The 13564-nt window shown below is 39.5% G+C and carries 17 protein-coding genes; 11 read left to right on the top strand and 6 right to left on the bottom strand.

Annotated elements, in window-relative coordinates; translation table 11 throughout:
• Positions 1–195: 195 nt before the first annotated feature.
• The 5 genes from M1D52_RS08145 (at position 196) to M1D52_RS08125 (ending at position 2771) form a co-directional block, all read left to right on the top strand.
• Positions 196–771 carry a Crp/Fnr family transcriptional regulator gene (locus tag M1D52_RS08145; RefSeq protein WP_437392173.1) on the top strand — a complete coding sequence of 192 codons (576 nt, stop codon included), beginning with the start codon at positions 196–198 and terminating at the stop codon, positions 769–771.
• Positions 772–841: 70 nt separating this feature from the next.
• Complete coding sequence (locus M1D52_RS08140; protein ID WP_013667900.1) at positions 842–1282, top strand: carboxymuconolactone decarboxylase family protein; 441 nt, start codon at positions 842–844, stop codon at positions 1280–1282.
• Positions 1283–1409: 127 nt separating this feature from the next.
• Complete coding sequence (locus tag M1D52_RS08135) at positions 1410–1967, top strand: hypothetical protein (protein ID WP_013667901.1); 558 nt, start codon at positions 1410–1412, stop codon at positions 1965–1967.
• Positions 1967–2413, top strand: coding sequence for a hypothetical protein (locus tag M1D52_RS08130; protein WP_013667902.1), 447 nt, complete (start codon positions 1967–1969; stop codon positions 2411–2413). The genes M1D52_RS08135 and M1D52_RS08130 overlap by 1 nt, the downstream gene beginning before the upstream one ends.
• Before the next feature lie 97 nt (positions 2414–2510).
• Positions 2511–2771 carry a hypothetical protein gene (locus tag M1D52_RS08125; protein ID WP_013667903.1) on the top strand — a complete coding sequence of 87 codons (261 nt, stop codon included), beginning with the start codon at positions 2511–2513 and terminating at the stop codon, positions 2769–2771.
• A 40-nt stretch (positions 2772–2811) separates the two neighbouring features.
• Here the strand turns inward: M1D52_RS08125 and M1D52_RS08120 are convergent, their stop codons facing one another.
• Positions 2812–3195, bottom strand: coding sequence for a PAS domain-containing protein (locus M1D52_RS08120; protein WP_083812330.1), 384 nt, complete (start codon positions 3193–3195; stop codon positions 2812–2814).
• Positions 3196–3462: 267 nt separating this feature from the next.
• Between M1D52_RS08120 and M1D52_RS08115 the strand changes: the two genes are divergently transcribed.
• Positions 3463–3654: a cold-shock protein gene (locus tag M1D52_RS08115; RefSeq protein WP_013667904.1), complete on the top strand. Its 192-nt coding sequence runs from the start codon at positions 3463–3465 to the stop codon at positions 3652–3654.
• A gap of 185 nt (positions 3655–3839) precedes the next feature.
• Entirely contained in the window at positions 3840–4658 is an 819-nt protein-coding gene (locus M1D52_RS08110; protein ID WP_013667905.1) for an NYN domain-containing protein, read from the top strand.
• 88 nt (positions 4659–4746) lie between these two features.
• Here the strand turns inward: M1D52_RS08110 and M1D52_RS08105 are convergent, their stop codons facing one another.
• The 4 genes from M1D52_RS08105 to M1D52_RS08090 all read right to left on the bottom strand — a co-directional run bounded on the left by M1D52_RS08105 (position 4747) and on the right by M1D52_RS08090 (position 6446).
• Positions 4747–5001: a hypothetical protein gene (locus tag M1D52_RS08105; RefSeq protein ID WP_437392171.1), complete on the bottom strand. Its 255-nt coding sequence runs from the start codon at positions 4999–5001 to the stop codon at positions 4747–4749.
• 180 nt (positions 5002–5181) lie between these two features.
• A complete protein-coding gene (locus M1D52_RS08100) occupies positions 5182–5634 on the bottom strand; it encodes a carboxymuconolactone decarboxylase family protein (protein ID WP_377611095.1) in 453 nt (150 codons plus the stop codon).
• A gap of 234 nt (positions 5635–5868) precedes the next feature.
• Positions 5869–6081, bottom strand: coding sequence for a hypothetical protein (locus tag M1D52_RS08095; protein WP_013667907.1), 213 nt, complete (start codon positions 6079–6081; stop codon positions 5869–5871).
• 71 nt (positions 6082–6152) lie between these two features.
• A complete protein-coding gene (locus M1D52_RS08090) occupies positions 6153–6446 on the bottom strand; it encodes a hypothetical protein (RefSeq protein WP_013667908.1) in 294 nt (97 codons plus the stop codon).
• Positions 6447–6794: 348 nt separating this feature from the next.
• Between M1D52_RS08090 and M1D52_RS08085 the strand changes: the two genes are divergently transcribed.
• Both M1D52_RS08085 and M1D52_RS08080 read left to right on the top strand, forming a co-directional pair.
• A complete protein-coding gene (locus M1D52_RS08085) occupies positions 6795–7502 on the top strand; it encodes a hypothetical protein (protein ID WP_437392170.1) in 708 nt (235 codons plus the stop codon).
• 4 nt (positions 7503–7506) lie between these two features.
• Positions 7507–7995, top strand: coding sequence for a DUF6097 family protein (locus tag M1D52_RS08080; protein ID WP_013667910.1), 489 nt, complete (start codon positions 7507–7509; stop codon positions 7993–7995).
• Between the two features lie 21 nt (positions 7996–8016).
• On the opposite strand, the gene M1D52_RS08075 is transcribed toward M1D52_RS08080, so the two are convergent.
• Positions 8017–8598 carry an RNA polymerase sigma factor gene (locus M1D52_RS08075; protein ID WP_437392169.1) on the bottom strand — a complete coding sequence of 194 codons (582 nt, stop codon included), beginning with the start codon at positions 8596–8598 and terminating at the stop codon, positions 8017–8019.
• A gap of 99 nt (positions 8599–8697) precedes the next feature.
• Here M1D52_RS08075 and M1D52_RS08070 point away from each other — a divergent pair, with 99 nt between their 5' ends.
• A complete protein-coding gene (locus M1D52_RS08070) occupies positions 8698–9867 on the top strand; it encodes a FecR family protein (protein WP_437392167.1) in 1170 nt (389 codons plus the stop codon).
• A 208-nt stretch (positions 9868–10075) separates the two neighbouring features.
• Positions 10076–13564 carry a SusC/RagA family TonB-linked outer membrane protein gene (locus tag M1D52_RS08065; protein WP_437392165.1) on the top strand — a complete coding sequence of 1163 codons (3489 nt, stop codon included), beginning with the start codon at positions 10076–10078 and terminating at the stop codon, positions 13562–13564.

Below are 13564 nucleotides of genomic sequence, written 5' to 3'. Positions count from 1 at the left end.
TAAATTATGACCTCTTCGGCTTCGATTGAATAGTAAAAATGTCCAAAATGGGTTTGGCGCGCTGGGGATGGTTATCTACGCTCATCACTTCGTTCTTTGGTTTGGTTCCTTCCGTCAAGGAAAAGAGCACTTTCGTAAAAAACAAAACCGATAACCATATAAAATTTTATCTTAGCATTTTAAATAGCTGTATATATGGCGCAAGAACTACTTCATCATTTACGAAAATTCATTAAAATATCTGCAGAAGACTTTCTTGACGTGATTCCTTATTTTAGCGGCAGAAGTTTACAAAAGAAAGATTTTCTATTAACTGAAGGTCAAATATGTAAATCCAATTATTTTGTGATAAAGGGTTGTTTACGAATGTACTTTGTTAATGAAAAAGGAGTTGAACAGACAACACAGTTTGCCATCGAAAATTGGTGGATAAGCGATTATATGGCTTTTCAATATCAGGCAGCGACGTCTTTTTTTATTCAAGCGGTAGAAAAAACAGAAGTCTTGACTATCGACCGTATCGCGCAAGATAAACTACTTGATCGATTTCCGATTATGGAAAAATATTTCCGTCTAACTTTTCAGCATGCTTTTGCAGCTTCTCAAATGCGCATGAAATACCTATATGACTTCTCCAAAGAAGAATTGTACCGGCATTTTAGTACGAATTATCCTTCCTTCATCCAGCGAATCCCGCAGTACTTATTGGCATCCTACCTTGGCTTTACACCTGAATACCTTAGTGAACTCAGAGCTAAAATACGTTCTTAAACCAGTTTAAGATTTATCTCCAGCTTCTTCCCGACCTTTGAATCCATAAAGAAATACAAATTGTAAGATTATGAAAACGAGAGTCAATGTGCAGGCTGTAGAACCGGCCGCTTATTCAGCTATGTTTGGATTGGAAAAATATTTACAGGGAACTTCACTGAAGAAATCGCATAAGGAGTTGCTAAAAGTGCGGGCTTCGCAGATAAACGGTTGTGCCTTTTGTTTGGATATGCATACAAAAGATGCCATAAAAGGTGGTGAAACAGCACAGCGTTTGTTTTTGCTTAGTGCTTGGCGTGAAACCGATCTATTTGATGAAGAGGAAAAGGCTATATTGGCCCTGACAGAACAAATGACACTTATCCATCAGGGAGGCGTATCTAATGAAGTATATGAGCAAGCCGCCAACCTATTTGACGAGCATTACTTATCACAGTTAATCATGGCTATTGTTACGATCAATGCTTGGAATCGAATCGCGATTACCACCCATTTACCGATTTCCAAATAAACATCCAGTATATATGCGGTGATAAAGAAGATGTCTAAAAAAGTGTCGCTCGACACGCGAAGAAAATATCTTTTTAGGCATCTTCTTTCATTTTTAGTTTTAATTTTGCACCCGCAAAAAAACATTAATGAACTGGAAGAAAACGATCCGCATATCTTTTGTACTCTTTTTATTAATTATCCAAAGTTTATTTCTTATTGCTATTCTTTTAGAGCATCAGCGTACTACTTTCATTCCGATTTTTGTTATCTTCATTTCCATCGCGCTCACCATAACGTATCTTAGGGCACCTCTCCACCACGAAGAACATACTTATGAGCACGTTTTCGTTGCTCTCTGGATTCCTGTTGGTGCTTTATGCTCCTATTATATAAATAACATACTACATTTAGGGCCTGTCATGGCGGCGGGCATGGTAGGAACAAGTGCCTCCTTTCTTCCGAATTTAAATAAGCGTTCACATTATTTAAAACAGCTTCCGCCCGCTTTTTATTGCGGAGCCTTTATCGGGATGTCAAGTACCAAGGTGGCATCAAGTATGCTTTTCATCTTAGCCGCCAGTATATTCACGGGCATGTTGATGATTCTCTCCAAGAGCCTTTTTTCAGGTCTTGGTGGCAAGTTAGGTGTTCTCGCATTTGCCGGTGTAACCATTACATCTTTGATTTTTTTTCTTATTTTCTGATGTCTGTACTGATTTTATTCATTGTAAGCTTTGCTGCCGCAATTAGCACTTTCTATGTCAACGAGCATCTAAAGCAAGGTCCTGTCCGCTCATCAGCCTTTTTATCTTTAACTATTGCGATCTTCTTCTTTTTATTTCCCAAGCTTTTATCCCCATACCTCACGACGAATATTCCTGTGGTTTTTATCGGTTCGTCCTTTATTGGTATGGTATCCGCACGTCTTGTTTCAAATTATTTTTTGATCGGTGCTGCCGGACTTGTCTTTTGCACGGTTTATCTCAATACGAGTAGTTTTTTTAACGGATATGGGGGAGCTTTGGGGACGTCTGCGGCGATTTCGTTACTCGCAGTACTCAGTTTACCTATACTGAAAGCAAGCGGCAAGTTCACAAACGGCTTTCATCTTTTGCGTAAAATCGTTTTTAACAGAAAACTACGAAAATGACCTTGTTTCCATTAACCATCGAAAATGTCAATTACGTACACGATTTTGAAAACAATTAAGAAAAAATTCGCGAAAAAATTATTTTTGCCTCTGCTTTATGGAAGATACGATTTTACCTGACGAGACATATTTTTATAAAAGCCAACCCCTAAGGGTAACTTTCAAGAACATAGACTACGAGGTTAGAATACTAAATAAAGACATCAAGAAGACCGATACATCGGTCAAAATCTTATTAGATGGTATCGTGCAAACCTTAGAGAGGTCAGCATCACAATGGTATTTTAGCGGATCAGATGATGATCCTGCTTTCGCGCAAGCTATCTGGCATTCCATTTCGCTACGATACCGGTTATAATCAATTGCTAAAAGTCGAACTTTCGCCCTTTAAACAATCATTACAATTCTGTTCTTCCTGAAAAATCAGATGGAATCCGAGTTGAAATCGTAATCCTCAGTCCTTGTTGCTTTGGCATTATTTTTAGACAAACACTGGAACCGGATATATTTAGCGTTGTATAAACTACATGTTCCATTCGCTTCAATATGGCCATATTAATTGTCTGATAATGATAGGCGGGTAGTTTTTCGCACAATACATCCCACAAGCTACTTCCTTCCAGATTTACATCGGAATATCCCAATAATTCGGCAGCTTTTTTATCTACCTTTACAATTTGATGCTCGCTGTCCACTTCTAAGTGGCCTACATCCGGCGATACTGTTCGGAGCATAACCTCGTGGAACCGGTCCGGTAATGAGGGAGCAGATGTCCTCTTCATACTTTCTGATCTAAACTATCTATGAAACAATTAAGGGGTATAATTTGTTTGCAAAGTTTGATGCTTAATAAGGCCAACATATTTTTAACAAGTTCGTTACGTAGGCCATACGGCAACGATCATCCTTTGAATAGACAACAAATATTAAACCACGTATTGTAACTGGCTCCGAACACAGCGAAACTAAAATCAAAAAAACTTGTATATCAATAAATTATACGTATCTTTATAGCAATTAATATATTTTTTTATTTTATCTATTACACCATGCAAAAAGGCATAGTAAAATTCTTCAATGAAACCAAAGGATTCGGTTTTATTACTCCACAAGATGGCGGACGCGAAATTTTTGTTCACAGCTCCGGATTGAAAGACCGTATTCGTGAAAATGATGATGTTTCATTTGAAGTACAACAAGGCCAAAAAGGTCCAAATGCAGTAAATGTTAAGTTGATTTAATACAACTCCATGATATTGTCTTTAAACCGCATCAATGCAAATTGATGCGGTTTTATTTTTGATAATTGCTATTCGGTAAACAATGAATAACTCGCGTATCGTTACAGGATCGATAGTACCCCTTAAAAAAGTTTATTGATATCTTTGCAATAAAGTATTTAATATGGATCATACAAGATGATGCAATGGGTATAAAAAAAGAAAATGCAGATTTGAATATTGCCGTTCTTATTGATGCAGATAACGTTTCAAGTACTAAGATAGAAGGTATTTTAGATGAGGTAAAGCGGCATGGCACTCCTTCTATCAAACGAATCTATGGCGACTGGACTAGCACCTATGTTGCCGGGTGGAAAGAACCATTACTTACTCATGCCATCACGCCCATACAGCAGTACAGTTATACCACGGGGAAAAACGCAACCGATTCTGCACTTATAATAGATGCAATGGATATACTCCATACCCAAAAAGTGGATGGTTTTTGCATTGTCTCCAGCGATAGCGATTTTACAAGACTTGCCATTCGACTCAGAGAGTCAGGAAAGCTTGTATTAGGCATAGGTCAAAAGAAAACACCTAAACCATTTATTGCTGCTTGCGATAAATTCATTTATATTGAGATTCTATATAATAGCCGCGAGTCTACAGGCAGTGGAACACAAGCGCTAAATAAAGAAAAGGAACCTACCGAGCGGGAATCTCTTCGGAGTGCGGACGCAGAAAGCATCAGCCATAATTTTCTTAAATTAATAAAGAACACGATTGATGACGTTGCCGATGAAAGCGGATGGGCATCACTCGCTGAACTTGGTGCCTTGCTGAACAAAAGGAAACCCGATTTTGATCCTCGTATATACGGGTTTAGCAAACTGACCCCCTTCTTTAAATCACTTAGTCGACATTTCGAAATCGAAGAAAAGAATGTCGAAAATTCTAAAATCAAACACGTATATATCAAGAATCGGGAACTTCTAAAGCCAAGTCGTAAAAAAGCAAAATAATGACGATGATTAACTCTTCGACAAATAGTGATTATTCAAGCCTATATTAATTCGCTACGCCAAAACTTACGCAAAAAGATATTAGAGATTACTCACCGGGAGGGAATCGCTTTTTTAGCGCTATAATCAGCTCCCGCTTTATTTTCTCATAAGCGGGATCATCTGTCAAATTATAGAACTCGTTGGCGTCCGTTTCATGATCATAAAGCTCGGCTCCTGCTTTACCGGCATCCCATTCGGTATATCGCCATCGCTCCGTACGAACGCTTCGTCCGACTACTCCATTTGGCCTTTTTACCTGAGTATAAGCGGCATTGGGCCATAGGGCGCGCGGATGTTTCACTACGGCTTACGAAATCCAATAGCTCATGTACCTGCAATTAAAACGGCTATACTTTAGGCGGCGGTCATAATTAAAAAAACATTGGTCGATTAATCGCTTCATTTCCCTACTTTCTACGATACAATAAAGGTTGCCCTTCCTTCCGGGCAACCTTTTTAGAAACCGCGTCTAAAAAACCGCTTATCCAAATTGACCTACTTTATAGTCACCAGGCACCGTATGAAAAGCAATATTAAGTCGATTCCATACATTGATTGCGCCAACGGTTAAAGTTAAGTCCACAAGCTCCTCATCAGAAAAATGGGCCTTTGCCTCTTGGTAGATGTTATCAGGCACATCGCAATGATTGACCGCTTCTGCCCAAGCCAAAGCAGCCCTTTCGCGTGCAGAAAAATAAGGTGTTTCTCGCCATGCACTTAAACCATACAGACGCTGCTCTGTTTCGCCTGCGGCTCGAAGTTCCTTGGAATGCATATCCAAGCAATAGGCACATTTATTTATCTGTGATATTCTAAAATGTACTAATTCTTGAAGATTTTTTTCAATTGACGATTTTTTCAAATAGGCACCAACACCGAATAAAGCCTTTAATGCATTCTGTCCTTTAGTCTGAAAATTAATTCTCTGTTCCATGATATATTTTGTTTTTATACCCCTATGACAATTGAGTATTCGCGATTGGACATATTATTTGTTTTTTTTTAACAAGTCAATACAAATTTGAAATTCAACAACTTCGTAGTTATTTATGTTTCTCAGAACAATGAGCTATAGGATCTGTTATTAAATAGACGAGTGTTTTTCGTCTCGTTTTAGTAGCATAGTTGTAAAATCCCTCATCGCCTGTTGAGGGATTTTTTAGTAGGCTTAGCTTATCTGTTTTTCTATCTCTTTGGCAATCTTCTCCAAAAGCTTTACTTCAATATCCGCATTGGTTGTAATAGCAATAATGCCATCCCCACTGTCCTTGAATAGTACTTCACTATTATCGACATCGGTTGTGAAAGACAGCTCCGAACTGTTAAGTGCGGGTTTTATCAGATAGACCTTGCCGGCCACCGTAATATCAAAGGAATCCATGGGTAAATAGTTTACTATAAAACATAGAGACCATTTTAATTGTTTCACCTGTAGTTTTCGATGGGTGCTATTTAGTTAACTACCTTATAACCATTAAATTCATCACAATTAAAAAGTAGCAGGTCATCCAGCAAAATAATCTCTTCTTCTCCCAAGGCAGCAAATTGATTACTGTTAATTGCCTCCAAGTCCCACTTTTTTGGCGTCAATAGGCAATAATTCCCAGTTGAGTGCATTGAAGAAACCAATACAGTATACCCTTTGACAATAAGTTCATCGATCAATTTTCTATCTAGATTAACTTCCATTTCAATAGACTTGATGAGAAAACAAGTGATACCACTTAACTCGTGTGCAAAATGCATCAGACATTTTCATAATTTAAATATTACTTTCCCATCCTACATACTTCTGAGAAAGCTATTGGTTTTGCTGTATAACAAACGATTACAAAAGAAAGTTTGCTATATATATAGTGAGTCAATATAAAAACAGCTTCCACACTGGAAATGCAAGCATCGCTCACAAAATAGTGCGAAAGAAAAAATACGACCATTTGTCATGCCACTTGTCAGTGACAAGAAATTATAAAACAATGCTAGCTAAGCCCTGTCTCCCAAAAATTTACAACAACATTAGTACGGAAAGAACACCATTAAATGAACCATGGCTTAATTTTTGACAACAGCCTTACCTATTACAAATTTTCACACATGATTTTTATTTACTCCATTAACGAAAAACAACTTATCCAAAAAAACATTCAGGGAAAGCTCAAGAACGCGCAAGTTGAAGAGTCCTTCGTATTGGCAATTAGCCAACATTATATCTCTTGGTTGGGACCTTGGTTCCCAGCGAGTGTTAAGAAAAGTCGGCTTTATACGATTCAAGGAAAGGAAATTCTAAAAGCAGATTGGAGTGACCTTATAAAAAAGGAGGCTGAAGTACTAAAGGAGGCTGTCCCTTTTCAAATTGGCTTCTTCAGAAATACAATCATTTTCTTAATCGCTATTGCTGTCCTATCGGTTGTAATGCCAAAGATAAATGCAAAAAAATCAGCGGAAGCTGCCACTCGGAAAGAAACGTTGTACAATCGTTTAAGGCAGTTAAAACAGGGAGATATTTTACGTGTATCTTTTATTAATACCGCAGATGAGCAAAGTATAAATGGAATCGGATTGGTTAAGGTCATGAAGATTGAAGGTGATTCCATCTTTATTGTCAGAAGTAACACCCTAGTAGAAGATAATATGGATAATAGGCAAAATGAACTATCAATCGGGAATTTCGGAGCTAGCCAAGAGCGCGTTATTAAACATCTAATGGAAGAAATTGTACAAGAAGATGTGCTTATTGCTTACCCAAAAGACATGCAAAGAGCTAACTATACTATAGGACGGGTTATTAAATTTGAGAATTGAGATTATGGGTTTTTTACATAGTTTAGGAAGTTCGCTACAGCAAGTGGCGCACCTCAAAGAACAATTACTTTATTGTCATCAATGGATTGATCAACATCAAATTCCGGTAAAAAAAATTGAAGATAATTTAGATGAACAATTGGTTGAGCTGGAAAAATGGAGTCATACGAATAGCTATTCAGCCGTTCTGAAAAAAGGCAAGCTGTGGAAATCAATCACGGTATCCATAGCCCTGTTGATAGGTCTCGTTATCGGGGGAATATACTTGACAAACCTTCTCTTTCCTGAGTATTTTATTCAAAAGCAGGTATTTAGTTGGATGTTTAGTCATATACTACCGGTGACCATTATACTAGCAATTGTTCTTCTTTTTCTCCTAGTAAGTGTTCAAATAGGAAATAGCTATATGAGAAGCACTCGGGGTGGTGGCAAAGCTTATCAGCAAGCATGGAATGAATTCCGTCAACATTTAAAAAATTCTCACACTTCATAACGAATAAATGAACAAGCTGTATTAAGATACCAACAAAAACAAGCAGATAATACTTAATTCTTTTAAATGCATTCTTAAATGTTTCAAAGCATAGGTGAGTTGATTTTCTACCGTTCTTTTTGAAATTCCGAGCTGTTGGGCAATCTCCTCATTAGACAACTGGTCAAATCGGCTCATCGAAAAGATCTCCTGACATCGAGCGGGTAGTGCCGATAAGTAATATTGAACAAGTTGCATCGATTCGTCTTGTACTAGCCTTTCTTCTCCCCTGTTAGTTGTATCATCTTTCAACTTTCGTTCTAAATCGTCCTCATATTCCATTAAATTTTTTCGAAGCTGGGACAAATTCCGGAAGATAATGTATTTGGTAGCTCTCGTTACGTACGCTTCAAATGATTGGATCATCAACGCGTCTCTTCGTAACCAAAGCGAAGTAAACACATCGTGTACTACATTTGCAGCTAATTCTTTATCGCGCAGATACCTATAAGAAGTCGTATAGATTTTTGACCAATATCGATCGTACAAAAAACTAAATGCTCGTTGATCGCTTCGCTTTACCGCGAGCCATAATTCAAGGTCGGTTAGTTTGCTGCTTGACATAATTGGTTTCTGCAAATAAAACACATTCTCGAAAAAAAATAAAATTTTTATGTGTGTGTCTTTAATTTTTTGTCACTACCATAATAACCAGTTAATCTTATGAATCGGGAAGATTTTATTGCACTCTATAAAAAATATACCCAAGGACTGTGTAGCGCCGAGGAAAAGCAACGTTTACGAGAGTATTGGCAGGAGTTTCGGCTAGACGATAAGCCATGGGATGAAAAGTTCGGTATTGAGAACGACATAAAAGAATCCATTTTCGAACGTATTAAAGAAACCACCGCACTTTCATCTTCAGGAAACACGCGAACGGTTAAGAAATTGTGGTACTATGCGGCAGCCGCCATTGTCGGTGTTTTACTAATCGGTTCTTATATCCATCTTTTAAAACCAATGAAACAATCAACGCGGCATATAGCGAAAGCAAGTGAATCTCCTATAGTTCCTGGAAAAAATAAGGCAACTCTGACACTTGCCGACGGTAGCACCATTCAATTAGACGACACCCAAAACGGTACAATAGCCAACGAGGAAGCCTTGATTACAAAAGACGAAGGGCGTGTAGTATATAAAGCAAAGGACCAAAAGACAAAGCAAGATGCAAATATAATTAACACACTTCATGTCCCAAAAGGTGGTGAATATCAATTGGAATTAGCAGATGGTACGAAGGTGTGGCTTAATGCTGGTTCAACGCTCAGTTTTCCCAGTTCATTCGCCAATCTGAAAGAAAGAGTTATCACACTAGCGGGCGAGGCCTATTTCGAAGTTGCTAAACGGACTCAACAGCCTTTCGTTGTCCGAAGTGAGGGCAGCATCGTGCAAGTGCTGGGCACCAGTTTCAATATTAAAGCGTACCCAGAAGAGTCCCTTGTCCAAACTACCTTGCTATCTGGGAGTATAGTGGTGAAAGAACCTACATCAGCAAACACTAAACAACTATATCCAAACCAGCAAGCAGTCGTCCAAAAGAATCGCGGAAATATGCAGTTACGTACAGTAAATCCAGCAGATATTATTTCTTGGAAAAACGGCTACTTTATATTTGATAATCAAAGTATCCAACAAATTATGCCCGTAATTGAACGTTGGTATGATGTGGAAGTAAGCTATCAACAAACTGACAACACCGATCGTTACGGAGGGACCTTTTCTCGCAATGCCAACCTACAAGATATTCTCCGTGATTTGACGACACTCGGCAACATTCGGTTTAAACTTCAGGGAAGAAAGCTTATTGTGATGGATAACAACGAGTACAAATAATGAAATACGTCAACGTTACCAAATAAAGAAAGGAGAAAAAAGAAACCGGAAATGTTGGCGCATTTCCGGCTCAGTAGCACAGGCTACAGTTAGGTAAATAAATTCATTGCTTCTAAACAATTTTAAACCCAACAATCAAATGTATAAAAATTTTATCGAAACGTCATTCGGTACGATACCGTATTGTTTCCGTCACATCTTGTTAAAAATGAAACTGACCGCATTGCTAGTTGTACTAACCATGTTGCAGGTGCATGCATCCAGCTTTGCACAGAAAATCACCCTTAAGGCTAAAAATGCAACACTAAAAGAGATCGTCGCAAAGATCAGGCAACAGGCAGATTACGATTTTCTCTATAATAATCGTGTTGCACAAGAGTTGCGACCTATTACGGTAGATATGCGAAACAAAGATATCAGAGAAGTACTCGACGCCTGTTTTTCCGATCAGTCGTTAGACTATAATATCCGCGGTAAGACAATCCTGTTGCAAAGAAAAGTATCCGTTATATCACAACAAGAAGAATTACTGACAGGAATTGTAGTAGACGAACGGGACAAACCCTTAGCAGGTGTCACGATAAAAAACAAAAGCAGTGGCGAAACAATTACAACCGATGACGAAGGCCATTTCCAATGCAAAATCAACCTTCACACAGGGGTTATCCTGATTCAATTTTTAGGATATGAAAGCCAAGAGATCAATCTAAATGGCAAGCACACATTACAGGTTTCAATGAAACCTTTGATCAATGATTTGAATGAAGTAGTTGTCGTTGGCTATGGAACGCAAAAAAAGGAGAATGTCATTGGGTCTGTTGCTACGATTAATGCGTCATCTATAGAGAACCGTTCTACTTCCACTTTATCTTCTTCTTTGGCGGGCCTTGCAGCAGGGGTCAATGTGCAAGCGAGCACCGGAAAACCCGGAGCGGATGGGTCCAACATTTTAGTACGTGGAACAGGAACCTTAAACGGCACCTCCCCTTTAGTGGTTATTGATGGTATTGTAGGTTCTATGGATGCCGTCAACCCAAATGATGTGGAGGCAATTTCCGTTTTAAAGGATGCGGCGAGCGCAGCTATTTATGGATCGCTAGGTTCAAATGGTGTTATTTTGATTACAACCAAGAAGGGCACAAAGGGAAAAACAAGCGTATCCTATACCGGCATGACTTCCTTGCTTAGGCCTAACAATGTGCCCGAATTTGTCACTGACTACACCAGGCATATGCGACTGGTAAATGAAGGTTTTATGAATCTTGGACAAGCTGCTATATATACGGACGCAACAATCGATAAATGGGAGACAGCGGCGAAAGATCCGAATGGTTTAACCGAACACGGTATTCCCAATTATGTCGCTTATCCTAATACAAATTGGGGAAAAGAACTTTTCGGAGAACGGAAGTTATTGCAAAATCATAACCTTGCTTTGAACGGTGGAACAGAAAACACGCAATATCTTTTCTCCGTTGGTTATTTTGATAATCCCGGAACAATGCCCTTAACCAGCGCCGACAATATTCGGCTGCGCGTTAACCTCCAAGCTAAAGTAGCCAAATTTCTGACGGTGGGCACCCAAACTTTCGGTGACATCCAGAATACCAGTGTCGTTGACGTTGCAACGGCATATTCTTACTTAACGCAAACGGTTCCAGGTGTATACCCTAGCTACCGCGGTGTTTATGGATTCCCTGCCGCAGCCGAGGAGTCGGCAACGGCCAACAATGCATTAGCCTTCTTAAACAGCCAAGGGGGAAAAAACCAGGTGAACCGCATTAATAGCACAATCTTTGCAAAATTGGACTTGGTAAAAGGCTTAACATTTGAAACAAAAGTTCACTACGACAATTCGTATACAGAGAATAACACCCATCCTATCCCCTATGAGAAATGGAATTTTGCAACCAATCAGCTAAGTACAGCTGCACAAACTCCAGCACAAATGACAACCCGATATTCTTTGTACAAAAGCTATAATGTGATAATCGATAACGTTTTACGTTACAACAACACCCTTGGAAAACACGACTTTGGTGCGATATTGGGTTACAACGAGCAATATTATAACCAATATAATTTTGATGCTGCTAAATTAGGCTTGATACATCCTGATTTAACGACATTAAATTCAGGTACAACCATGACTGGCATTAACGGAGATGAAACAGATTATGGTTTGCGATCGGTATTCGGTCGTCTCAATTATGCTTTTAACCAGCGCTATCTTGGAGAAGTAGTCATACGCTATGACGGCTCGTCGCGCTTTGGAGCCGCGCGTCGCTGGGGCTTGTTCCCTGCATTTTCTGCTGGTTGGCGGATTTCCGAAGAGCGCTTTATGTCGTCTATTAAATCCTTTATCGATGATCTTCGCATTCGCGCCTCTTGGGGCCGAACCGGCAATAATGCTTCCGGCAATTATGACCATTTGCCGACATATGGTACCGTTCCCTATTCTTTTAACAATCAAGCGGTACGAGGCTTGGCGCAGACGAAACTTGGTAACGATTTACTCCATTGGGAAACAACCACGACAACCAATCTTGGCATCTCCGGTATCACGTGGAAAGGGAAGCTTAATTTCGAAGTTGATTTTTACCGGGGGTATACGGACGGAATCCTCTTTGTTCCAAATATTCCCGCAACTACCGGCACTGCGGCAGCGGCGACAATGAATATTGCTGAGGTAAGCAAAAAGGGGGTCGAATTGAGCTTGGGATATCAGGGAAAAGCTAACGATTTCCAATATTCAATTTCCGGCAATTTTGCATACAACACCAATCGGGTTGAAAAATACAAAGGACGCTTGCAGGAGGGCTTCATAACTGATGCCACGGGAAACCGTGTTTATCAATCCAACATTGGCCAGGTTTCAAATGGAAGCAACACACGAATTTTGGAGGGGCATGCTATTAACGAGTTTTACCTGTACAATATCTATCAAGGTACGGGTGACCATTTTTTGGCCGACGGTTCTGTCAACATAAACGGTGGACCGCATGATGGCATGATCCGCACACCGGAGGACATGGAATGGTTAAAGCAGATGGTTGCGGCCGGTTACAGCTTCCAGCCGGCAGATGGTATTGATCCTACTAAGATCTGGTATGGCGATCTGATCTATGCGGATTTAAATGGTGATGGTATATACGGCAATGTCTACGATCAACAGTTTATGAACAAACGTGCCACACCCGCTTACAACTTCGGTTTAAGCGTTAACATGGCTTATAAAGGATTCGACTTTTCTATGATTTGGTCGGCGGCCACGGGAATGTCCTATTATTGGAATACGATTTATTTAAACCAATCGATCGTTGCACAAGGTAAATCAGTTCCACTTTTAGTGGCTGACAATCATTACTATTACAACGAAACAAATCCCAATGATCCGGCTAACAATATCCAAGGACATTATCCGCGCCTAAAGGGAGTCACCGATGCACAAAACGGCCGAACCAGTAATTTCTATTTCTATGATGCATCCTTTGTCAAACTTAGAAATTTACAGATCGGTTATACCATACAGAGTAATTTTGCTAACCGATTTTCCATCTCCAAGCTTCGGGTTTACTTAGCTGGCGAGAATTTGTTAACGTTCACCAAATTTCCGGGTTTGGATCCTGAAGTTGGGCCCGACTCAAATTACCCCACCATGCGTCAATATTCATTAGGCATAAATCTAACCTTTTAA

It is taken from the genome of Olivibacter sp. SA151 (assembly GCF_054130995.1).
The sequence above is the reverse complement of the archived record's forward strand: the minus strand, read 5'-3'. Positions and strand labels throughout refer to the sequence as shown.

Coding starts and splice junctions, on each gene's coding strand:
- M1D52_RS08145 (WP_437392173.1), top strand. CDS start 196: ATGGCGCAAGAACTACTTCATCATTTACGAAAATTCATTAAAATATCT.
- M1D52_RS08140 (WP_013667900.1), top strand. CDS start 842: ATGAAAACGAGAGTCAATGTGCAGGCTGTAGAACCGGCCGCTTATTCA.
- M1D52_RS08135 (WP_013667901.1), top strand. CDS start 1,410: ATGAACTGGAAGAAAACGATCCGCATATCTTTTGTACTCTTTTTATTA.
- M1D52_RS08130 (WP_013667902.1), top strand. CDS start 1,967: ATGTCTGTACTGATTTTATTCATTGTAAGCTTTGCTGCCGCAATTAGC.
- M1D52_RS08125 (WP_013667903.1), top strand. CDS start 2,511: ATGGAAGATACGATTTTACCTGACGAGACATATTTTTATAAAAGCCAA.
- M1D52_RS08120 (WP_083812330.1), bottom strand. CDS start 3,195: ATGAAGAGGACATCTGCTCCCTCATTACCGGACCGGTTCCACGAGGTT.
- M1D52_RS08115 (WP_013667904.1), top strand. CDS start 3,463: ATGCAAAAAGGCATAGTAAAATTCTTCAATGAAACCAAAGGATTCGGT.
- M1D52_RS08110 (WP_013667905.1), top strand. CDS start 3,840: ATGGGTATAAAAAAAGAAAATGCAGATTTGAATATTGCCGTTCTTATT.
- M1D52_RS08100 (WP_377611095.1), bottom strand. CDS start 5,634: ATGGAACAGAGAATTAATTTTCAGACTAAAGGACAGAATGCATTAAAG.
- M1D52_RS08095 (WP_013667907.1), bottom strand. CDS start 6,081: ATGGATTCCTTTGATATTACGGTGGCCGGCAAGGTCTATCTGATAAAA.
- M1D52_RS08090 (WP_013667908.1), bottom strand. CDS start 6,446: ATGCATTTTGCACACGAGTTAAGTGGTATCACTTGTTTTCTCATCAAG.
- M1D52_RS08085 (WP_437392170.1), top strand. CDS start 6,795: ATGATTTTTATTTACTCCATTAACGAAAAACAACTTATCCAAAAAAAC.
- M1D52_RS08080 (WP_013667910.1), top strand. CDS start 7,507: ATGGGTTTTTTACATAGTTTAGGAAGTTCGCTACAGCAAGTGGCGCAC.
- M1D52_RS08075 (WP_437392169.1), bottom strand. CDS start 8,598: ATGTCAAGCAGCAAACTAACCGACCTTGAATTATGGCTCGCGGTAAAG.
- M1D52_RS08070 (WP_437392167.1), top strand. CDS start 8,698: ATGAATCGGGAAGATTTTATTGCACTCTATAAAAAATATACCCAAGGA.
- M1D52_RS08065 (WP_437392165.1), top strand. CDS start 10,076: ATGAAACTGACCGCATTGCTAGTTGTACTAACCATGTTGCAGGTGCAT.